This is a genomic window from Chitinophaga sp. 30R24 (assembly GCF_049056765.1).
Taxonomy (GTDB): Bacteria; Bacteroidota; Bacteroidia; order Chitinophagales; family Chitinophagaceae; genus Chitinophaga.
Map to the genome: position 1 here is coordinate 31,270 of NZ_JBJGXX010000008.1, position 20,915 is coordinate 52,184.

19 protein-coding genes are annotated in these 20,915 nt (G+C 45.6%); 7 read left to right on the forward strand and 12 right to left on the reverse strand.

The window, feature by feature from the left end:
• Positions 1–167: 167 nt before the first annotated feature.
• Entirely contained in the window at positions 168–815 is a 648-nt protein-coding gene (locus tag ACDQ55_RS16050) for a sigma-70 family RNA polymerase sigma factor (RefSeq protein WP_420982467.1), read from the reverse strand.
• A gap of 134 nt (positions 816–949) precedes the next feature.
• Between ACDQ55_RS16050 and ACDQ55_RS16055 the strand changes: the two genes are divergently transcribed.
• Entirely contained in the window at positions 950–1,297 is a 348-nt protein-coding gene (locus ACDQ55_RS16055; RefSeq protein ID WP_420982468.1) for a hypothetical protein, read from the forward strand.
• 96 nt (positions 1,298–1,393) lie between these two features.
• Entirely contained in the window at positions 1,394–2,665 is a 1,272-nt protein-coding gene (locus ACDQ55_RS16060; protein WP_420982469.1) for a Na+/H+ antiporter, read from the forward strand.
• 74 nt (positions 2,666–2,739) lie between these two features.
• Here ACDQ55_RS16060 and ACDQ55_RS16065 read toward each other — a convergent pair whose 3' ends face one another.
• On the reverse strand, positions 2,740–3,654 hold the full coding sequence (locus tag ACDQ55_RS16065) for a sterol desaturase family protein (RefSeq protein ID WP_420982470.1): 915 nt from the start codon (positions 3,652–3,654) through the stop codon (positions 2,740–2,742).
• A gap of 277 nt (positions 3,655–3,931) precedes the next feature.
• On the opposite strand from ACDQ55_RS16065, the gene ACDQ55_RS16070 reads away from it, so the two are divergent.
• Positions 3,932–4,672 (forward strand): ferritin-like domain-containing protein, encoded by a 741-nt coding sequence (locus tag ACDQ55_RS16070; protein ID WP_420982471.1) that lies wholly within the window; start codon positions 3,932–3,934, stop codon positions 4,670–4,672.
• 634 nt (positions 4,673–5,306) lie between these two features.
• Entirely contained in the window at positions 5,307–7,727 is a 2,421-nt protein-coding gene (locus tag ACDQ55_RS16075) for a hypothetical protein (RefSeq protein ID WP_420982472.1), read from the forward strand.
• A gap of 46 nt (positions 7,728–7,773) precedes the next feature.
• On the opposite strand, the gene ACDQ55_RS16080 is transcribed toward ACDQ55_RS16075, so the two are convergent.
• Positions 7,774–8,754 (reverse strand): hypothetical protein, encoded by a 981-nt coding sequence (locus ACDQ55_RS16080; RefSeq protein WP_420982473.1) that lies wholly within the window; start codon positions 8,752–8,754, stop codon positions 7,774–7,776.
• Positions 8,755–8,757: 3 nt separating this feature from the next.
• Positions 8,758–9,132 carry a hypothetical protein gene (locus ACDQ55_RS16085; RefSeq protein WP_420982474.1) on the reverse strand — a complete coding sequence of 125 codons (375 nt, stop codon included), beginning with the start codon at positions 9,130–9,132 and terminating at the stop codon, positions 8,758–8,760.
• Between the two features lie 255 nt (positions 9,133–9,387).
• Here ACDQ55_RS16085 and ACDQ55_RS16090 point away from each other — a divergent pair, with 255 nt between their 5' ends.
• From ACDQ55_RS16090 to ACDQ55_RS16100, 3 genes are all read left to right on the forward strand, one after another.
• Positions 9,388–10,224, forward strand: a complete 837-nt coding sequence (locus tag ACDQ55_RS16090; RefSeq protein ID WP_420982475.1) for a glycerophosphodiester phosphodiesterase family protein — start codon at positions 9,388–9,390, stop codon at positions 10,222–10,224.
• A 30-nt stretch (positions 10,225–10,254) separates the two neighbouring features.
• Positions 10,255–10,710: an NUDIX domain-containing protein gene (locus tag ACDQ55_RS16095; protein WP_420982476.1), complete on the forward strand. Its 456-nt coding sequence runs from the start codon at positions 10,255–10,257 to the stop codon at positions 10,708–10,710.
• A gap of 156 nt (positions 10,711–10,866) precedes the next feature.
• Positions 10,867–11,184 (forward strand): hypothetical protein, encoded by a 318-nt coding sequence (locus ACDQ55_RS16100; RefSeq protein WP_420982477.1) that lies wholly within the window; start codon positions 10,867–10,869, stop codon positions 11,182–11,184.
• A 40-nt stretch (positions 11,185–11,224) separates the two neighbouring features.
• On the opposite strand, the gene ACDQ55_RS16105 is transcribed toward ACDQ55_RS16100, so the two are convergent.
• The 8 genes from ACDQ55_RS16105 to ACDQ55_RS16140 form a co-directional block, all read right to left on the reverse strand.
• On the reverse strand, positions 11,225–11,674 hold the full coding sequence (locus ACDQ55_RS16105) for a hypothetical protein (protein ID WP_420982478.1): 450 nt from the start codon (positions 11,672–11,674) through the stop codon (positions 11,225–11,227).
• A 67-nt stretch (positions 11,675–11,741) separates the two neighbouring features.
• Positions 11,742–12,326 carry a Crp/Fnr family transcriptional regulator gene (locus tag ACDQ55_RS16110; protein ID WP_420982479.1) on the reverse strand — a complete coding sequence of 195 codons (585 nt, stop codon included), beginning with the start codon at positions 12,324–12,326 and terminating at the stop codon, positions 11,742–11,744.
• Positions 12,327–12,452: 126 nt separating this feature from the next.
• Positions 12,453–13,286 carry an aldo/keto reductase gene (locus ACDQ55_RS16115; protein WP_420982480.1) on the reverse strand — a complete coding sequence of 278 codons (834 nt, stop codon included), beginning with the start codon at positions 13,284–13,286 and terminating at the stop codon, positions 12,453–12,455.
• A gap of 18 nt (positions 13,287–13,304) precedes the next feature.
• Positions 13,305–14,663: a TolC family protein gene (locus ACDQ55_RS16120; protein WP_420982481.1), complete on the reverse strand. Its 1,359-nt coding sequence runs from the start codon at positions 14,661–14,663 to the stop codon at positions 13,305–13,307.
• A gap of 22 nt (positions 14,664–14,685) precedes the next feature.
• Positions 14,686–17,784, reverse strand: coding sequence for an efflux RND transporter permease subunit (locus ACDQ55_RS16125; RefSeq protein ID WP_420982482.1), 3,099 nt, complete (start codon positions 17,782–17,784; stop codon positions 14,686–14,688).
• 5 nt (positions 17,785–17,789) lie between these two features.
• Positions 17,790–18,854 (reverse strand): efflux RND transporter periplasmic adaptor subunit, encoded by a 1,065-nt coding sequence (locus ACDQ55_RS16130; protein ID WP_420982483.1) that lies wholly within the window; start codon positions 18,852–18,854, stop codon positions 17,790–17,792.
• 314 nt (positions 18,855–19,168) lie between these two features.
• Complete coding sequence (locus ACDQ55_RS16135; protein ID WP_420982484.1) at positions 19,169–20,074, reverse strand: helix-turn-helix domain-containing protein; 906 nt, start codon at positions 20,072–20,074, stop codon at positions 19,169–19,171.
• 176 nt (positions 20,075–20,250) lie between these two features.
• The gene (locus ACDQ55_RS16140) at positions 20,251–20,910 is read right to left on the reverse strand and encodes an alpha/beta hydrolase (RefSeq protein ID WP_420982485.1); all 660 of its coding nucleotides are present in this window, start codon (positions 20,908–20,910) and stop codon (positions 20,251–20,253) included.
• Positions 20,911–20,915: the final 5 nt, after the last annotated feature.

Here is a 20,915-nt window from a genome sequence, read left to right on the forward strand (position 1 = left end):
CCCTTTATTATAATAACATATTTTCCTTGGGCGTAGGCACTGAACTCCGCTACACCGCCAACATCTGGACCCTATCCAACGCTTCGTATAGGGTTTCCCGTTAAGTCGGCCCTACCTCTCACCGTTTCCCGCCAATCCTTCTATCACAATATAATTTAAGTAATGGCTCATTGTATATCCAGCGCCAGCAATACCTTGTTCACCACGCGGTCGCAACGGATCAGGTGGAATGGGAATACCAGGTCATTATTATAATAAGCGGCAATTTTACCCCTTAGCACTATTTTGGCCCGGAGCAACCGCACCTTTACGTTTACCGGAGAAATATTCAAGACCGCAGCCGTTTCAGCATTACTTAATTGCTCCATTTCCCGCATCACAAATACCACGCGGTACTTCTCGGGTACCTGCAATAAAGCCTGTTCCAAGACCGCTCCTAATTCCTTATCGATCACTTTTGCCTCAGGAGATGCTTTCAATTCGGTATCCGGTTCATCTGTTAAGGCAATATCCCCAGCCCTGACCTTACTCCGGTGCTTCAATTGCAGGCTGCATTCGTTGATCATGATCCGCTTAAGCCAGGTGCCAAAAGCCGATTCTTGCCGGAAGCTGCCGAGGTGCTTATAAGCATTGATGTAAGTGGTTTGCATCGCATCCTCTACATCTGCATCGTTGTTCAGCATGGCCATGCCAATGCGGAACAAGCTGGCATTATACCGGCGCATCAATTGCTCATACTGCCGGGTATCGCCCGCCAGCACTTTGTGGATAAGTTCATTGTCGGTGTTGTTTTCGCTAAGGATAATTTCATTCATAGTAAAAAGTAATAGGTATTGGGATAATGTTTAGGAAAAAGTTACAAACTTTTCCGGTTTTTTTGTAACCAGGAAGAAAAACAATACTCTAATAATAATAAGCCCCGCTGGCTCACTCTTAAAAAGTGTTGTACATGCCATATAAACCCATACCTGTCAACAAACCTGCCGCCTCCTTACCTGGATTAACGCCAGAGCGGATAAAAGCGCTCCGGGAAACATCTAAAGGGAAAATGATACTCCAGACCTCATTGGAGGATTTCCCGCTTGTATTAAAATCGCTGGAAAACGAACTGAAAGAAAAATTGGACAAGTATGAACAGTTAAAACAAAACCCGCAACAGGAAACCGCAAGGAAGCAATTGCTCCCGCAAATGCTGGAGGATCAACTATACTGGGAATTTGCCCGGCAAATGATGTTTATGAAATGGAGGGAAGCGGAACAACGGTCTACGGATCAAATGCAGTCATCTTCATCATGATGAAGCGATATACTATAGTTCCCTAAAAATAAAGTGCCGGCAGCATTTTTTTCTGTTGCTGTCTATATATTTGTGATCAAATAATGAACCAGCACTATGGAAAATTACAGCATTGTCATTTTTATATTAGCTATTATGATCGTGCTGTCTGCCCTAGCAGATAGGATCAGGCTACCTTACCCTGTGTTGCTGATTACGGCAGGCATTGCCATTGGCTTTGTTCCTACCTTGCCCGATATTGGCCTGAATCCCGAAGTGGTGTTCTTGCTGTTCCTGCCTCCTTTACTATACGATGCCGCTTTTAATATATCCCCCACCGAGTTCCGGAATAACTTCAACACTATTGGCACCTTAGCCATAGGTCTGGTATTCCTGACAGCAGCCGGCATAGCGGTGGTAGCACGGTATGTTATTCCTGGTATGACCTGGTCTCTTGCTTTTGTATTGGGAGCTATCTTATCGGCCACCGATGCGGTAGCAGCAATGAGTATCACCAAAGGGCTAGGCCTTTCACACAAAACCACCACCATCTTGGAAGGTGAAAGCCTGATCAACGACGCTTCAGCACTGGTTACTTTCCATTTCGCTATAGCAGCGGTTACCGGGGCCACCTTCGTGTTATGGAGAGCCTCTTTAGAATTTATCGTATTGATGGTTGGCGGGGCGCTAACGGGACTTGTGATGAGTAAATTACTGGGGGTGATCCTGAAACGCGTGCATAAAAACGAGTTGGTGACCATCAGCTTTATGCTGTTAATGCCTTTCGTAACCTACTTGCTGGCAGAAACATTGCACGTATCAGGCGTAATCGCCGTGGTAATCCTCGGTGTGCTGATCGCCAGGTTTAGCGGCAAAGTATTTCCTGAAAAACTAAAACAGCAGTCCAAAGCCATCTGGGATATTATTATTTTTCTACTGAATGGGCTCATTTTTATCCTCATCGGACTAGAGTTTCCTTACATCATCAAAAGCATTAGCAGCCATCTCATATGGCCGTATATCGGGTATGGTTTCTTGATCACTGTAGTAGCGCTGGTATTACGTATGGGCCGTATTTTCCTGCAACAGCTGAATCTGGAAAAAGCCTTCAAAAAAGGCGACGGGCGGGTAACAGAAAACGCCCTGCTGGATTTCAAGAACAGCCTGATCATCGGCTGGTCTGGTATGCGCGGCATAGTATCCCTGGCCATGGCCTTAGGCTTACCGCTTATTTTAGCAGACAAAAGCCCGTTTCCTGAACGGAATGATATTATCTTTCTCTCGGTAGTGGTAGTATTATTTACCTTGATCGGGCAAGGTATTTCTTTGCCATGGATCGTAAAAGCGATGAAACTACCACCTAAAGAAACGCTGCCGGCTGCGAAGTGAAGCCGGCAAGCCACACTTCACAGCCGGTAAATTCGTTTTTGGCTTTACGGACTCCCTAGCCGGACACGCCTTTATCAGGCTTCCAGATAGGCGGTTTTCTGCTCTTCTTCCTCCAATTGACGCTGTAAATCTTTGGTAGTTTGTGAATTACCTTCATGACTCCATCCTGGCGGACAGAAAAGGTATTTCAACTTATCCGTCAAAGTATCTGCCCTTTTCATGTCCGCTGCTAAAGCAAAAAACTCATGGAAGATAATGTTCACGGGACCCCGGTTTTCTAATTCTTTGGTAAGGCCGTAACGTATCTCATCTTCCGGCAATTCTTCCTGAAAAGTGCCAAACATGCGGTCCCAGAGGATCAGGAGCATGCCCATGTTCTTATCGAGGTACCGGTGATTACTGGCATGATGCACCCGGTGATGGGAAGGCGTTACAAAGATATATTCGATAATAGGATGCAGCTTACCAATGGTTTGCGTATGCACCAGGTTACCATAGATTTGGGTAACGTAGTAGGCAAACAAGATATCAATGGCGCTGAATCCCAGTAGGCTGAGCGGTACAAAAAAGAATAAGCGGTACATGGGCTCAAATACACTGGAGCGGAAACCAGTAGTAAGATTAAATTGTTCTGAAGAATGGTGTGTTACATGTACCGCCCAGAACACCCGTATATAATGCCCTGTAGTATGAAGCAACCAATACAGAAAATCTTGTAATAACACCAGCACCGTCCAGTACAGGTAAATATTGGAAATTTCCAACAGGCGGTAATGCTGATAACAATAATCCAACAATAAGAAGGTACCTGATTTCATGACCACATTCACTAAAAAATTTACGCTCATCAGGTAGATGGTGGTCAGCGTATCTTTTGTATCATAATGTTTTTTGTCGTGTTTATAGCTAAAGTACGATTCCAGGCAACTTAAAATAATAATGGTCCCGAACAAATAAAAAATAGCTTGGCTTAAATGTGTTGTTGTCATAGGTGAATGATACTTATCCAATGTCTGTCTGTTATCCGATGTCTTTTATTACAGGACGAATCCCGGGTATAAAACCCCTACTGTTGGCATAATAATATGTTTTGGCATAGCAGTTTCCCCGTAAATCGTTCTGTAAAGAAAAGGTTAATATTTAAATAAATTATTTCTCTCATAAAAAAATTTACATTTACTTTGCAATACAAAGTACTTTTCGAATCATTTAACATGCAGCAAAAAAAGCCACAGTAAAGATTTTTAACCCAATAAATCCCTTATTATGTGTAGCAGTAAAAAATGGTTAACCCATTTCACCCAAAATGCGGGTATAGAAAGAATCAACTGGTTAACAGCGCCAGTACTGACAACAGCGGAAAAAAATACGATATTAAATTCCCTGCAAGCCTGGCAGCTGGCAGAAACCTCCGACGGCATCCATCTTATCCGGGTGGCAACAATGTATGCTGCCCGGCAGAAAGCCCCAGACTATGTGCCCGCCATCCGCTTGTTTATCAAAGAAGAGCAGAAGCATGGCAACAACCTGGGACGATACCTGGACATCATCGGGGAAAAAAGGATCACGAAAAACTGGGGAGATATCTTGTTCCGGAAAACAAGATATTTTAATACTAGCATGGAAATGTGGACCATCACGGTGCTTGTGGTGGAAAGCACTGCCCAGTTATTCTACCAATCACTAAAAGAGGCCACTAATTGCCCGTTATTGCAACAGATCTGTACCGACATTCTCATTGATGAAGCCTGGCATATCCGGTTTCAGTCGGAGCGGCTACAGGTGCTGCTACAGGAAAAAAGCCGGGCGATGCGGATCATTGCCGTGGGCATGTATACGGTGTTCTATTTCCTGACAGCGGCCGTGGTGTGGTGGGCGCACCGGAAGGTATTTAAGGCAGGCAGAAATCATTTCAGCAGCTATATGCAGAAGATGAAATTTAAATACTTCCGCTTGTTTCATGGTAGCCTGGCTGTAACAGGCCCATTAAAGGCAATTACCGTATAATGGTAACCGTTATACGGTAATTGATCCCTTTTCGCTCAAACTATTTCCTGGGTAAAACCAGCATGCCTACCAGTTTTGCCCAGGCAGCATCCTAACATACTAACGTTAACGGATATCCTGTTTTATCCAATAATAGCCCAAAATCTATATATCTTATCAAAACGTTAAACATCTGCTATACCTTCTGGCAACCCAACACTAAAGTGGTATCTTTATATGTATAAACGAGTCCGTCACAGCAATTAGTGAAACTGTGCTGCTCTCTGATTCAATAATGCGATATCATTGATGGTGGTTCAAACGCTAAATAAGCAACAAACAGCAATACGCAAGATAGTTTAGCCGATCCAATGTTGAGACCAGCGGCTCCTGTAACAGGGAGTCGCTTTCTTTAGGAGCATACCTAACCTGGTCATTTCACACTACGGAGAACAGGAAACCTGTACCAGCCCACATCTCTAAACAATTGCCTTACCTAAACGTTTTAATTAACTAACGGGGCGCAGTTAGCAGCCAGCCGACTGATGACCACCCTACACAAACAAATTAGCATCAGGAATTTAGCCGTTAGCCCGGCATCACCAATCTGATCATCATGTTACAGCACTTTTTCCGACTTCTACTCTGTTGCTGTATGTTCGCTACAGCTCAGGCGCAAGAAACCACCTGGCCCAAGGAAATCCCGCTTTCTGGCGGAGGTAAAGTAACCATCTACCAACCTCAGTCCGAAAATCTCGCGGGTAATAAGTTGTCGTTGAGGGCGGCAGTATCTATAAGGCAAACAGCCAAAAGTGAGCCCATCTTCGGCGTGGTGTGGGCAGATGCCCTCCTTAACACAGATAAAACTACACGCACTGCAACACTGGAAACACTTGACGTAACCCGCATCAAAATCCCCGACATTACCGATAACACCCGTCTCACACAGGTATCCCAGTTACTGGAAACAGAAGTTCCCAAGTGGAACTTGGTAATGTCGCTTGATCAATTACTCACTTCTATCAAAGCAGAACAACAAATACACGACGATAACCTGAATAATACCCCTCCGGAAATCATTTACCAAACCCAACCTTCCATGTTGGTAGTAATAGACGGTAGCCCACGGGTAGAAAAGGATAACGATCTTAATATGGACCGGGTTGTAAATACGCCCAATCTAATCGTAAAAAACCCGACGGATAACCTATATTACCTCTATGGAGGCACGTTCTGGTATGCCTCGCGGAGCATCACTGCGGGTTACAACACTGTAAAGAACCTGCCGGCGCCTATCCGGGCGATTGATCAGGAGATGAAAGAAAAAGAAAAACAAGACTCAGACCAGGAGCAACAACTCAATAACCCAGTGCCACTACAGATAATAGTGAGAACACAGCCGGCAGAGCTGATCCAGACCGATGGTCCGGCTACCTATAAAAACCTGCAGGGCACTTCTTTGCTATACGCGGATAATTCCCTGGAAGATATTTTTAAGGATATTAATACCCAAAAAACATATATACTATTGGCCGGCAGGTGGTATAGTGCAGCCTCATTACAAGGCCCCTGGACATTTGTGCCCAGCGACCAGCTTCCTCCGGATTTCGCAAAAATACCCGATGGTTCTGAAAAAGATGGGGTGCTAGCCAACGTAGCAGGCACTCCTGCTGCCGAAGAAGCCGTAGCTGATGCGGAGATTCCGCAAACCGCCAAAGTAGCCAGGAATGGAGCTACTACCAATGTTACCTATGATGGCGCGCCACAATTTACCAACATTGAAAACACCGAGCTGGCTGCAGCCCAAAACAGTAACCTTACGGTGCTCAAATCAGGTAATCTCTTTTACGCGGTAGACAATGGCGTCTGGTATGTTAGCAATAGCCCTACCGGACCTTGGCAGATCAGCACAGAACGGCCCGCTGACGTTGAAAGGATACCACCTACTTCCGATGCCTATAATACTAAGTACGTGTACATTTACGATGTAACGCCAGATTATATCTATACCGGCTATACACCCGGATATACCAACTGCTTTATTTACGGACCTACCGTCGTATGGGGCACGGGCTGGCACTACCGCCCCTGGTATGGGCGTTATTTCTTTCCAAGGCCACTTACCTGGGGCTTTGGTGTTACCTATAATCCATGGTCGGGATGGAACCTGGGCTTTGGCTGGAGTTTCAATTTCGGCTGGATGAACTTTTCTTTTTTCACAGGAGGTTATTACGGCGGCTGGTTTGGCCCACCGTTATACCGACCTCCTTACCGTCCATGGGGCTTCAATGGCGGCTATTATGGCCGCCCCAGACCTCATTATGGCAGGCCAGGCAGGCCTCGGCCTAATATTAACATCAACCGCCCCACAGGAAATATTCGCCCAATCAGGAACCCCAATAACCTGTACCGCGACCGGCAAAATATCCAGACACAGAACCGTCCTAACCGGTTGCCTCCGGGTATGAACCGCCCTAACAGGGGTAACAATAATAGCCCTTATCCTCCTAATCGCGGAGATAACCGCCCTAACAGAGGGGATAATAACCGGCCTTATCCTCCTAACCGCGGAGATAACCGCCCTGACAGAGGAAATAATAACCGGCCTTATCCTCCTAACCGCGGAGATAACCGCCCTGACAGAGGAAATAATAACCGGCCTTATCCTCCTAACCGCGGAGATAACCGCCCTGACAGAGGGAACCCTCCTGCTGTTAATAATCCGCCGAACAATGGAGATAATAACCAGCCGTCACCAGGACAACAAACCAGACCAGCCGCCAGGCCATCGCGAGGACAACAGAATAATATTTATTCTGATGGCGATGGCAATATTTACAGACGAAACCAGGGGTCTTGGCAGCAACGGCAGCATAATAACTGGACGCCTACTCCTCCACGGCAACAGCAAAATATGAACAGGATGCAGCAGCAACGTGATAGGGGTGTTATCAGAGATCAAAACTTCAACAGGCCCACACAACAGCGGCTACCATCCGGAGGCGGAAGGCCACATGGCAATGGCGGAGGAAGACCATCCGGGAATACCAGGCCTTCCAGAGGAGGAGGAAAATAAAGAGAAAACCTTGCTTATGATAACAACGGGGATGTATCTTTCACAGCTACATCCCCTCTTTTATAACTTTTAGCTTTTCATTAGAGATGCCGAATTTAATCCCGAACAATGCAATAATGTTATTCTCTGCGGCAAAGTCTTTTCCAAAGGATGCTACTATCACCAGATTATCCGTGAACAGGTAATTCCCTACAAAGGCCAACCGGTTGTAAGTACCGTGGTTCAATACGTCATTTCTTCTTACATACTCTAATTGCAAATCGAACTTATTATTGTTATAAGCTGCCGCTACACCATAATCTATAAACGAAGAATCTTGCCCGGAGGCCTTACCGGCAGGCGCTATAGCCCGGGTAAACCTCACCACACCCAGCGCATTAAAAGGCGATCCATCTTTTGGATGATAATTAAAATTAGCCCAGGCTCCATAACGGTTGTTACCAAGATGCGAAAATTTATTATCCGGCGAATAACCCGCAATAGCACCTGCCACTTCAATATTAATGAGGGGCGCCGCACGGATAGCGGATAAATCGCCTTTCAACTTCTCCAGTTTGGTTAAGTCCAGGCTATCGGGATCATCAGATAATGCTGCTGTAATCTCCTTCACTTTCTGATCTATCTTTGCCAGCTGGGCAGCATCGTAACGACGGAGCACCTGCGTTCTGAAACCCACCGACAGATAGGTGCTAGTGTCGCGCTGAGCAGCAGCCACAGAAAGATTCAATGTTTGAAGAACCGGAGATATGTTTTTAATATAGTCGCTAAAGGTGAGACCGGGATGATTCCAAAACCAATAGGGAGTGAACTCCATAGCGCCTTCATTCTCCTGTAGTAACCGCAATACACTGATACCAAATGTTTTGGGACTGGTAGGTTTTTCAATAGAAGCAGGGGCCTTGTCTAACAGCACCAATCCCGGTGAAGTAGGCACACTTAAATCCTTTATGCTGATCTCATTCACCTGGGCCATTGTGGCCAAACGAAAAAGCATCAGCACAAAGAACACTGCAAGAACTTTTTTCATTACTTATTTTTTGTTGAATACATAGGTAGCAGTTAAAGAATATATATCTCCATCGTTGTCTACTTCCATCTCTTCTCCAACAGCAGGGTAACTAAATACCGGAGGCTGACCGTTATAGAAAAAATGAGTGATGCTTACTTTGTTACTATCCGGGTTTACATCCAGCACGTTGGTAGTTACCGTAAGCTTTTTCCCTACCAGGTCTCCACCTATACCCAAATTACCATTTTTCACTTCTCCTTTAAACAACTGTGTATCTTCCAACAACACTATATTCCCACCAATCTGCGCATTACCAATCGTAACAGTCAATAAAATGTTGTCTGTCTCATTTACCAGTATTGTAAATGGACCTTTTTTCTGCTTTTTAACTTTCATAAGCTACAAATTTATCATTGTTATTGAGGGTAAGCAATAGGGAATGGTTAACTAACATTACATAGGTTCTTTATAGCGCTAAACTACAAATTAATATCTGGAATTGCAACTCTTTTACCCTACTACCAGCAACGGCTATATTAAGTAAATGTTATCTGTAACACCGGCCAGGCAGTATAAATTATCCAACAGGTATTTTTACTTTTATTCATCAATGGTAAATCCATCTTCCAAACAATTATTACCAACCAACACATGAAAAAAATACTACTTTTCCCTGCCGTTCTTTTACTAACCACTATAGCGATGGCTCAACAACCTATAGCTACTTTACCTGTTACCCAAAATAAGCTAGTGATCATTGCGCACCGGGGCAATCATACACAAGTACCTGAAAATACGGTAGCCGCCATAGAAGAAGCGATCCGTTGCGGGGCAGATTATGCAGAACTGGATCTCCGTACTACCAAAGACAGCCAATTGGTGCTGATGCACGATGCCTCCGTTTCCCGTACTACCAATGGCGAAGGACAAGTAGCAGATATGACCCTGGCTGAACTCCGGCAATTGAAACTAACGGGAGCAAACGGCAGTGCCTATCAGGTACCTACCTTTGCTGAAGTACTCAATGCCTGCAAAGGAAAGCTAAATATTTACCTGGACTTTAAGGATGCAGACGTAGCAGCAACCTGGCAGCAGATCAAAGCAGCCGGAATGGAAAAACAAGTAGTTGTATATCTTAATGAAAAAGAGCAATATAAACCATGGAGAACCATAGCGCCAGAAGTACCGCTCATGTGCAGCCTGCCGGAACAGATCACTACACCAGAACGGTTGGCTTATTTTCTTGATAACGTGCAGATCGCTGTAATGGACAACATCACCGACAGCGCCATGCTGGCAGTAGCCAGGAAACAAGGCGTTGCTATCTGGCTAGACGTACAACACCCTACTGAAGGCCCAACCGATTGGAATACTGCCCTGGATAAAGGCGTACAGGGCTTGCAAACCGATCATCCTGTAGCATTGATCAACTACTTACAACAAAACAAACTGCGGAACGGTAAAACAACCATACAGGAAAACCGTTAATCATATTACGGAGTATCATCTCCGCCGATTATGAAGATCAGTGCAGGTATATTATTGGTAGATATGGCCGGCCCGGAAATTACCTTTTTACTGGCGCATCCGGGCGGGCCTTTCTTTAAGAATAAAAATGCTGGCTGGTGGACAGTACCTAAAGGAGAATTACTGCCTTCGGAAGAGCCGCTGGCGGCCGCACTCCGGGAATTTGAAGAAGAAACCGGCCATGTGCCACAAGGACCATTCCTGCCACTATCCCCCATCATACAAAAAGGTGGCAAACAGGTACATTGCTGGGCAGCACAAGGAACCCTGGATCCCACCACCATCGTTAGCAATACCTTTGAAACGGAATGGCCGCCATATTCTGGACAAATGAAAACTTTCCCTGAAATAGATAAAGCAGGCTGGTTTACCTACCAAGACGCTAAAGTCCTGATCAATGAAAAACAGGCGTCTTTTCTGGATGAGGCACTCCTGCTTTTCAAATAAATATATTTAGCACTTCATCCAATATACTGTTGTCTGGCTTCCCCGCCCAATGCCGGGATGTAGCAGCAGTTCCTCAATACCGGGCCGCATAACCAACCTATAGGAGGCTTATAGCATGGCACGATAATTACAGCTTGCTTTTAAAACAAAAAAGTTATGACAAAAGAATCGGCAAAGCGCCCGAAAAAAGACCGTCAACCCAAGCTGCCCAAGGAAGTACCTCAGGAAGACATGCCCGAAGATATTACAGAAGACGATGCAGACATATCCAATGAAGAAAAAGAATTGCTGGAAGAGGCATCCACTACCGATCCTACTTACACAGAAGAGCTACGGATGCGTGGAGCAAAAGTAGATACCACCAACGATGACCCGCCTAAAGAAGTAGACAGTTTAGACGTGCCTGGTAGTGAACTGGACGATACCGAAAAAGCTATCGGCGCGGAGGACGAAGAAAACGACGAATATAATTAAAATCTACACATCTGTATTTTGGGCCAGTCGGCCGGCGCCTTCATTTTATAGCAAAAAAGTATACCCAGCCAATAAAAAATAGCTGGAGTGGCACTCTAAACCATAAATAAGACAACCCCGGGCCATTATAGGTACCCTTTTCCAGGTCGATAGATTTCGTAGCGGCGTATATGTTAGCCGGCAATATTGCCACAAAAAAAGCAATAAGCGCATAACCTGCCATCAGCCGGGTGTCAGGCAACAACAAAGCCACACCCAGCAATACTTCCAATACCCCCGTTATGTATACCAAGGCTACCCTGCCTGGAATAAACGGAGGAATCATTAAGACCATACCTTTAGTAAACAACACATGCCCCAGCGCAGTAAAACACAACATAGCGCACATAGCCAGATTACCGCAAAATGAAAGATACCAATCGCCGGCAGTAATCACCGCAACCGTAGCAGACAGTGCAAACACGCCTAATAGGAGGAATAAAGGTTTCATTATATTTTATATTATACTTTAGCAATACAAAATTCAATAATACCCAGGAGTTATAAAATGACCTATGTTAGTTTCGCTGATAAAGTTTCCGGATACGGCTTAAACTTTCGGGTTGTATACCCAGGAAAGAAGACAGGTGCCTTACAGAAATCTGGCGAACCAGTTCAGGATTCCGTTGCATCAGCATAACATACCTTTCTTCCGCGGTACGCGATAACAGGTCCATTTCTTTTTGGATTCTTCTCACGTATTGGTATTCAGCGATCAATCGTCCTACCCTTTCGATATGGTGGTATTTATCATAAAAACCATTCAGGAATTTAAAAGGGATAGCCACCACCTGTGCATCTTCCAGCAGTTCAATAAAAACGTTGCCAGGCAGCCTTGTTATCAGCGAATAATACGCTGTTACAAAATCACCCGCAAATAAAAAATCTACTGTAAATTCCTTTCCATCTTTAATAAAATATCCACGGGTGGCGCCGGTATTCAGAAAATAAATATAATGCTCCACCTCCCCTTCCCTTATCAGAAAATCTCCTTTACGGCAACGGCGCAATTCCAACCCAACAGAGAAATCTAGCCATTCATTTTCTGTTAAAGGAGCAAAGCGGAGAATCGCTTCTTTTAATAATAACAGATCGTTACTCATCCAGCTAAATTAGGGTATTTAGGGGTTATCTGAAAGCGTGCCGGGAAAACCAAACCTCTTGGGGTAAGCGAATATAGCACTTTACAACAAGGAGGTAACCCTTATTGCAAAGTGCTATGATATCTATTAGAAATTAAAATTATCGGGGTCGGGGCCTAAGCGGTAATTACGGTTCAGGGAATCAAGCAGGCGCATATCCTCTTCCCTGATACTAAAATCAAACACCTCTGCATTGGAAATAATCCTGTCTTTATGAATACTTTTAGGAATTACTACTACGCCTTTCTGTAAGTTCCACCGGATTAACAATTGCGGAATAGTAACATTATATACACCTGCCAGCTCTTGGAACAGTTGTATCTTCATGGCTTCTCCATGCATTAACGGAAACCATGATTCAAACTGTACATGATGCTGGCGGGTGAACTCCTGCAAATCCGGCTGGGTAAGGAATGGATGAAATTCTACCTGGTCTACCATTGGCATAATTTCAGCGCTGCTCATGAGGTCTTCCAACTGGAATTGCAGGAAGTTGGAAACTCCAATAGCCCGTACCCTTCCTGCTTTGTACAGGGTTTCCATGGCGCGCCAAGTTGCTTTGTATTTACCCTTTACAGGCCAGTGCTGGAGGAAGAGATCCAGGTAATCAGTGCCCAGCCTTTTTAATGACTCATTAAAGGAAGCGATAGTAGTATCATAACCTTGATCACTGTTCCATACTTTGGAAGTAATAAAGAGGTCTTTCCGGCTAACGTGATGATGACGGATCGCTGTGCCTACCCCCTCTTCATTAAAATAGGCAGCAGCAGTATCTATATGCCGGTAACCGGCATCCAGGGCGTAAGTAACCGCATCCACTACTTCTTTGCCATTATTTGTTTTATAAACGCCCAGTCCGAAGTAGGGCATCTCTACCCCATTATGGAGGGTAACAGTGCCATTGATATCTGAAATTTGCATAAAAATTTTCTTTAGTGATTATTGAGTGATGCCTAAGAGCCTGTCCATGTCAATCTTCGCGGTTTCGTAATCGAATATTGCTTCCAGGTAATCTGCACGGGCAACGGTAAGGGCCAGTTCTGCATCGGCTAATTCCAAACGGGTAGCCGCTCCCCGCTGATAGCGGTACTTTGTAATATTATAGCTGCTTTCCGCCGTGCTGGTCACTGTTTGACGGATCTGTATCCGATGGGAAGTTTCCTGCAAATTAGCAATAATCTGCTTCACCTGCTGGTGCAATTGATTGGTAGCGTCCACTAAACGCAGGCCTGCCTGTTGCTGGGCTATTTGTGCCTTTTTGATAGCAGCATTGTGCCCACCACCGGCATAAATTGGGATGCTCATCTTTACCCCTGCCATCACGGTAGATGGGAAATAGGCACTATTGTACCGGAATCCGTTAGTTTGCGTTTGCAACTGATATTGCCCGAATCCGCTGATTACCGGCAATTTTGCATTCCGAGCGCTTTCTACCTCTTTGGCGCTCATTTCCTTTTCTAAAGTCAGCAAACGTATTTCGGGCCTTTGCTGTATCGCCAGCTCGTAAAGGTTATTTTCAGCGGCATCAGGCGCAGTAGCGGGCGAATGGAGTGTATCCGACAACGTTATTGAACCAGCGGCGTCATCTCCCATCAGGATGTTCAGCTGTTCTTTACTCACCATAATAGCATTATTGATACGCAGCAGCTCTGGTTCCAGGTTCTTCCAGGTAGTGTAAGCGCGCAGTGTGTCTACCAATAGCACCTTTCCTTGTGCGTACAAATATTTAGCATCCATCAGGGCGCGTTTATTCCTGTCCATGGTTTCTATCTGTAACTGGCCTCTTTTTTCCAGCACCAGTATACGTAAGTATACCTGGCGTACAGCAGCGGCCACATCTGCCGATTTCATTTTATACTGCCAGCGGCTGCGGCCTTCTTCCAGTTTGCTCTGGGCAGTAGCCGTGCGGGCCACCGGATTATAAATGGGCATGCTCACCTGCAGGGTAGCATCTGCCTGATCCTTTCCACCAAACCGGCCATAATCTACCTTGTTGGAAGCGGCGGCAGCGTCTCCAAAGCCAAAGAAGAGCGGTTGCTGGAAGTAATGATAAATGCCGGAATTTAAACGGATATCCGGTAATAAGGCACTTTTAGAGAGCGCTGTTTGCGCTTGTGCTTTGGCGACACCCAGGGCATCTACCTGTAAACTGTTGTTATTTTTAAGCGCTTTTTCCAGCGCTTTCTCCAGGGTCAGGGTAGCGGCATCCTGCGCCGCTACCCTGTTGCCTGCACTTAACGTTACCAGTATCATTAATCCGGTAAGCAGGCGTTTGCTGAAATATTTATACTGTTTCATGATCTTGTTACTAAAAAATGTTTTAATCGATAACTTTCACAGGGGCTGTACCTGCTTTGCGTTTCGAAGAGAAATAAGCGTATACCGCCGGGATCACATACAGGGTAAGCACCCCTGCGAATACCAGCCCTCCTACTACCACAATACCAAGCGATTTCCGGCTACCGGAAGAAGCTCCTAATGAAAGGGCGATAGGCAGGGTACCAAGTATCATGGCCAGGGTGGTCATCAGAATAGGTCTGAACCTAGACACGGCACTAACACGGGCAGCATCCAAGGAGCTCAGACCGTCTTTTTTCGCATGGTTGGCAAATTCTACAATGAGGATACCATTTTTTGTGATCAGGCCGATGAGCATGATGATACCTATTTCACTAAAGACGTTCAATGTGCTGCCGGTGAACCATAGGCTCAGTAAAGCGCCTGCCAGGGCCATTGGCACAGTGAGCAAAATGATGAACGGGTCCCTCAGGCTTTCGAATTGCGCTGCCAATACCAGGTATATGAGGAGAATCGCAAACAGGAATGCGTAAGTTAAGCTGGAACTACCTTCTGCGTAATCGCGGCTTTGGCCGGCCAGATTGGTTCTGAAATCCTTAGGCAATACTTTCGCCGTAATGTGGTTCATTTCTTCGATAGCCTCTCCCAAACTAACGCCCGGTGCAGGGGTAGCGGATATGGTAGCGCTATAGGCCTGGTCGTAACGGTAAATTGCGGAAGGACTAATAGCGTCTGTCAATTGTACCAGATTGTCCAGGGAAACCATCTCTCCTGCAGGAGTGCGGATGTTAAGAGCGCGCAGATCGGTTGGCGCTGAACGGTCTTTTCTGTTGAGTTGACCAATCACCTCATATTGACGGTCGTTGTAAATAAAGTACCCATACCGCCGGCCACTGAGGGCCAGTTGAAGCGTGCGGCCTATCTCTTCCGCAGAAATTCCCAATTGGGCAGCACGGTCGCGGTCTATGCTGATACCTACTTCCGGGCGGTTAACCTTGAAGTCAGGATCAGAGAAGACCAGTTTTTTGCTTTTATATACTTCGGCCATTAACTGCGGCATCACTTTAGTAAGCTCCTGCAGTCCCGGGGCCTGGATGACATACTGTACAGGTTGTGTATTCTCTCCCGTACTGATAGTAGGGAACTGTATAGGAATGAACAGTACATTCCGGAACCTGCCGGAGGCGGCCACCAGTTTATCGTATATCTGTGCCTGTGATAACCCGCTCTTACGGTTGGCCGGATTTTTCAGGAAGATCCAGTGGAAACCGGTGTTGACCGGTTGTTCCAGATCTCCTACGGCGCCGGCGGTAACGGCATAGGTTACATCACCCATATGATCCGGTACAGAATCTTTAATATATTGACCAATTTCTTTCATCGTAGCTTCCATACTTTCAAAGGAAGTACCCTCCGGCGCAATAACAGCCACGCCTATACTGGATCTGTCTTCCAGGGGAGCCAACTCTGATGGCAGTTTAGACAACAACCAGAAAGAGATACTAAAAGACAGCAGCAATAACACAAACGACATCCAGCGAACTTTCAGGAAAGCCCTTAGGGAGCGTTCATAAGCATTATTAAAGGCCACAAACAGCGGCTCTGTTTTACGGTACAACCAATTATGCCCACTATGTGGTTTCAGCAGGTAAGCACTCATCATAGGCGATAAGGTGAGCGCCACAAAGGCGGATACCATTACCGCACCAGATACCACTACAGCAAATTCCCTGAACAATTTACCGGTTACTCCACCCAGGAATAAGATAGGCAGGAACACAGTAGCCAGGGTAATGGTAGTGGATATTACCGCAAATACGATCTCATTGGAGCCTTTGATAGCAGCCTCTTTTGGCGACATGCCCTCTTCCACCTTAGTATATATATTCTCCAATACAACAATCGCATCATCTACCACCAGCCCAATGGCTAATACCAATCCGAGGAGCGTAAGTACGTTGATGGAATAACCCGCCACATACATGATGAAGAAAGCGGAAATAATAGACACCGGGATCGCTACCAGCGGGATCAGCGTACTTCTCCAGTCGCGGAGGAAAATAAAAATAATGAGAGACACCAGGGCAAAAGCCAGTATCAGGGCCTCTTCTACTTCAGAGAGGGAATTACGTACCGGTACGGTAAAGTCTTTTCCCAAGGTTATTTCATATTCTTTAGGCGCTGTTCTTTTAATCTCTTCAAAGCGCTTGTTAAATTCATCTACAATAGCCAGGGAGTTAGCACCTCTTTGCGGGCTAACGTTAGCGGCTACACTATAATCAGCACGGTCGCCTTTATAAATGATCATAGAAGTACGTTCGTTCCGGGACGACATTACAGCTGCCCCAATATCTTTAAAACGCACCACCGCACCATTCTTCTGACTGATGATCATGTTATTGAAATCATCTTCTGTTACCAGTCTTCCCTTTGTGCGCAGCGACACTTCCGTTTGCTGGCCTTCAATCCTTCCACTAGGCAGCTCCACATTCTCTTTTACCAAAGCCTGCTGCACGTCTGCGGGGGTAAGTCCGTAGGCGCTCATCTTTACCGGGTCCATACGCAACCGCATTGAGCGTTTACGGCCTACGTAAATGTTCACCATGCGCACGCCGGGGATAGACTGTAATCTTTCTTTAATATTAGTGTTAACGAAATCCGTAATATCTTCCAGGCTCTTGGTTTTGCTTTGCACCACCAGGAACACCAGTGCTTCTGCCGGACCAGCTTTTTCCACGATAGGGGGTTCGATGTCGGTAGGCAATTGCATTCTGGATTTAGACACTTTGTCGCGCACATCGTTGGCCGCAGCTTCCAGGTCTGTATTCAGGTTAAATTCTACTGAAATGGTACTCACCTGTTCTCTCGAAACAGATTTAATTGTACGTATACCGTTAGCCTCCGCAATCGCCTCTTCCAGTGGTTTAGTCACCTGCGAAGCAATCACATCTGAGCTCGCGCCAGGATATACAGTAGTAATGGTAACAATCGGTGAATCCACTACCGGATACTCCCTGGTACCGAGAAAGAAATATCCCGTGATACCCAGTATCAGCAGCAGTACCGACATAACGCCGGCCAATACCGGGCGTGAAATACTTACGTTAGATATAGATGCCATGATTATTAATTAATAGCGGTAAAATGCAGGGCTGTACCTGCCGACAAACGAAGCAGGTTGCTAACAATCAGGGTATCCCCTGCTTGCAGTCCATCGGTGATATGTATGGTATTGGCATTGCGTTCCCCTGTTTTTACAGGTACCACTTCTGCCTTGCCATTCCTGGCCACAAAAACGCTGTATCCTTCAGAAGAAGGGATCAGCACCTGGCTTGGAGCCATCAGCGCATCATTCACTTCATTGAGGTGCAAAGATATCCGCGCACTTTGTCCAGGCAGCAGTTCGCCACCGGCGTTATTGCTGATAGCCCTCAGCAGTAAGGTGCGGGTATCATTGTTCAGTTTGGATTCTTCCGCGATGATGACGCCTTCATAAGTTTTGTTGTTAGATTCTACATGAAAACTGATCGGTGCGCCGGAGCGGAAGCTGCTGGAATATTTTTCCGGGATATAGAAGTCTATTTTTACCCTGCTTTTATCTTCCAAGGTAGTGAGGGTTTGTCCGGGAGTTACCAGTGCGCCGGGATGTATATTCACGAGACCTATTCTTCCACCGAAAGGCGCTACAATGCGTGTTTTAGCGATATTTACCTGCAACTGCCTGATCTGGGCCTGCAATACCCTTAAAGTAGTAAGCGCCTGGTCGTAGTCTTGCTGAATGGCCGCCTGGTTTTGTATCAGGTCCCGGAGGCGTTCTTCGTTGATCTTCGCCAGCTTTTCCTGTTGCCGATATTGATCCAGCTGTGCCTGCAGGTCGGCGTCGTCTAAAGTAAAGAGTAAGGAACCGGCGCTTACCTGTTTACCTTCCACGGCGTATACCGCCGTTACTTTACGGCTTAACTCACTCATAATATTCACTTCCTGTACGGCTGCCAGGGTACCGGAAATTTCCATCTGATCGGTGAGGTGCTGTGCTTTAAGCACAATGGCATCTACCGGGATGCCTGGTATAGCGGCTGCAGGCACTGGTGTTTTCTTATCCGTTGCAGCGGTACTGCAGGCAGCCAATAAGGTTATAAAGCCTGCCAATAGCAGTAATAAGTGTTGCTGTTTAAAAAACGTGTTGCGCATAAAAATTGAATTGTTTGTATAGATATTTATTCCGTGGCAGGATACAGGCAAGGCAAAGCCTGGCCGGTGCACGCACCAGCTTTATCTCTGTGTATGTAAAAGTTGAAAAAGCAGAAAAGGCGACTGACTAATAAAAAAAGTTCTCCCGATCCGCTGGCGTACTAACGCCAACGGTTATATCAAAATTCATCTGTTGTAAAATTCCGTGCTGAAAGAAGTATGCAGTTGCCTTTTTCTGCGTGAGATGCAAAGATAATCAGGAAAGCAACCATGGTTGTTATGTAAAACAAACCATTTATTGCTTTATTCAAACACTACCTCCGGAAAGTGCCGGGTGTAACCTGTTCGTTCCTTTTAAAGAAATGAATGAACTGTGGCAGCTCTTCAAATCCCAGGCTCCAGGAGATTTCGGAAATGCTCCAATCTGTGTGTTTCAACAGCGATCTTGCTTCCTGCAATATACGCTGCGCAATCAATTGTGAAGTGGTTTTACCTGTTGTTTCCTTCAACGCCCTGTTAAGCGAATTCACGTGCACAGCCAGCTGAGTGGCAAAATCTACCGGCATGCGGATCTTCATCCGCTGCATTGGAGAGGTAACCGGGAACTGGCGTTCCAGCAATTCCATAAACAAAGATGAAATGCGCGTATGCGCATTGTTGGCCGTATAAATAGTAGTGGCCGGTTCCATCCTCATGGCTTCATGTGTAAGCTCAAATACCAGTGTTCTCAACACATCGTATTTATACACGTAGTCAGATTCTATTTCCTGGAACATACGCAGAAAGATGTCTGTCGCCTTTTTCTGCTGTTCTGCTGATAAAAAATAGATAGGCTGTCCACCTGGCCTAAACACCGGGTATTCGTGCAACTTTTTAGCGCCGAAATGCTGAAAAAATTCCTCTGTGAATATGCAGAAATAACCAGACTGCTGGTCGTCTAACCTTTCCCAGTTATAAGGGATATTAGGATTAGAAAACATGAGCGCATTATCTTCGATCATAATCGTTTTATCTGCATACTCATATTTATTACGGCCAGATACCAGGCTGATCTTAAAATATTCTTTACGGCTATAGGAAGTACATTGAGCGCCATGCTGAATGAAATCACTCAACCGGAATACATTAAAATGCCCCAGATCGCTTTTAAGATTGTCTGGCATCCAATTTAATTTATCCCGGTAAAAATCTTCTACCGTATGTATCTTGTTATCCATCATTTCTCTATTATAAAAGAATACGCAAAGTTACAATGATTTAATGAGCCATTAGCTGTCTTATTCAATCTGATAATTGCTTGATTCAAACAGTTTGCAGCTCTGGTAGCCAGCCCCATCAGTAAACCATGCCTATAACAATCACATCCTTATAATAGAGAAATTAATGATTCCGAGGGCTATACTAGTTGATACAGTATCTTTTTCAAAATATTGACCACTAATGCAAAGGCTTGTTGATCTATGGCATGTCCCATGGCAGGCACCAGGTGCTGTTGCGGGGCCAGTCCTGCCTGCTGTAATCCCACAGCAGTTTGTGTTACCATTTGTGGCGTTACCTTGGTATCTTCTTCTCCACTGATTAAAAATACAGGCGGTGTTGAGATCACTTTCTCTTTGAAAGCCAGCGCAGGTAAAAAACCGGCCAACGCCACCACCCCAGCCGGAGCGGCAGTACTGTATACACCCACCTGGAGCGCCATGATAGCACCCTGGCTGAAGCCCAATAATACTACCTGGTTATTGGATAACTGAAATTTTTGCTGCAGTTGTTGAATATATTCCAACAACGATGGCATTACCTGTACAGCCCCGTCTTGCAGCATCTGATCTGTAATTGGTATAGAAAGCCTGATCCATGCGTGGGAAGAAGGTTGTAAAGTAATAGGGCCATTAGGCGCAGCAAATACCAGATCGGGAAAATACGACTGTAAGTTTTTCCCTAAGGCTATCATATGTTCCCCATTACCGCCAAACCCATGTAATAATATCACCAGTCCTTTAGGAGCGCCATCTTTTACCGGCGCCAGCAAAGGACCATTTATGCTGATTGTGTCCATATGCA

Bases quoted from the DNA above. Each gene is read 5' to 3' on its own strand.
- ACDQ55_RS16090 (WP_420982475.1), top strand. From the start codon at position 9,388: ATGAAAAAAATACTACTTTTCCCTGCCGTTCTTTTACTAACCACTATA.
- ACDQ55_RS16055 (WP_420982468.1), top strand. From the start codon at position 950: ATGCCATATAAACCCATACCTGTCAACAAACCTGCCGCCTCCTTACCT.
- ACDQ55_RS16060 (WP_420982469.1), top strand. From the start codon at position 1,394: ATGGAAAATTACAGCATTGTCATTTTTATATTAGCTATTATGATCGTG.
- ACDQ55_RS16110 (WP_420982479.1), bottom strand. From the start codon at position 12,326: ATGAGTAACGATCTGTTATTATTAAAAGAAGCGATTCTCCGCTTTGCT.
- ACDQ55_RS16140 (WP_420982485.1), bottom strand. From the start codon at position 20,910: ATGGACACAATCAGCATAAATGGTCCTTTGCTGGCGCCGGTAAAAGAT.
- ACDQ55_RS16070 (WP_420982471.1), top strand. From the start codon at position 3,932: ATGTGTAGCAGTAAAAAATGGTTAACCCATTTCACCCAAAATGCGGGT.
- ACDQ55_RS16095 (WP_420982476.1), top strand. From the start codon at position 10,255: ATGAAGATCAGTGCAGGTATATTATTGGTAGATATGGCCGGCCCGGAA.
- ACDQ55_RS16050 (WP_420982467.1), bottom strand. From the start codon at position 815: ATGAATGAAATTATCCTTAGCGAAAACAACACCGACAATGAACTTATC.
- ACDQ55_RS16100 (WP_420982477.1), top strand. From the start codon at position 10,867: ATGACAAAAGAATCGGCAAAGCGCCCGAAAAAAGACCGTCAACCCAAG.
- ACDQ55_RS16065 (WP_420982470.1), bottom strand. From the start codon at position 3,654: ATGACAACAACACATTTAAGCCAAGCTATTTTTTATTTGTTCGGGACC.
- ACDQ55_RS16080 (WP_420982473.1), bottom strand. From the start codon at position 8,754: ATGAAAAAAGTTCTTGCAGTGTTCTTTGTGCTGATGCTTTTTCGTTTG.
- ACDQ55_RS16085 (WP_420982474.1), bottom strand. From the start codon at position 9,132: ATGAAAGTTAAAAAGCAGAAAAAAGGTCCATTTACAATACTGGTAAAT.
- ACDQ55_RS16115 (WP_420982480.1), bottom strand. From the start codon at position 13,286: ATGCAAATTTCAGATATCAATGGCACTGTTACCCTCCATAATGGGGTA.
- ACDQ55_RS16105 (WP_420982478.1), bottom strand. From the start codon at position 11,674: ATGAAACCTTTATTCCTCCTATTAGGCGTGTTTGCACTGTCTGCTACG.
- ACDQ55_RS16135 (WP_420982484.1), bottom strand. From the start codon at position 20,074: ATGATGGATAACAAGATACATACGGTAGAAGATTTTTACCGGGATAAA.
- ACDQ55_RS16130 (WP_420982483.1), bottom strand. From the start codon at position 18,854: ATGCGCAACACGTTTTTTAAACAGCAACACTTATTACTGCTATTGGCA.
- ACDQ55_RS16125 (WP_420982482.1), bottom strand. From the start codon at position 17,784: ATGGCATCTATATCTAACGTAAGTATTTCACGCCCGGTATTGGCCGGC.
- ACDQ55_RS16120 (WP_420982481.1), bottom strand. From the start codon at position 14,663: ATGAAACAGTATAAATATTTCAGCAAACGCCTGCTTACCGGATTAATG.
- ACDQ55_RS16075 (WP_420982472.1), top strand. From the start codon at position 5,307: ATGTTCGCTACAGCTCAGGCGCAAGAAACCACCTGGCCCAAGGAAATC.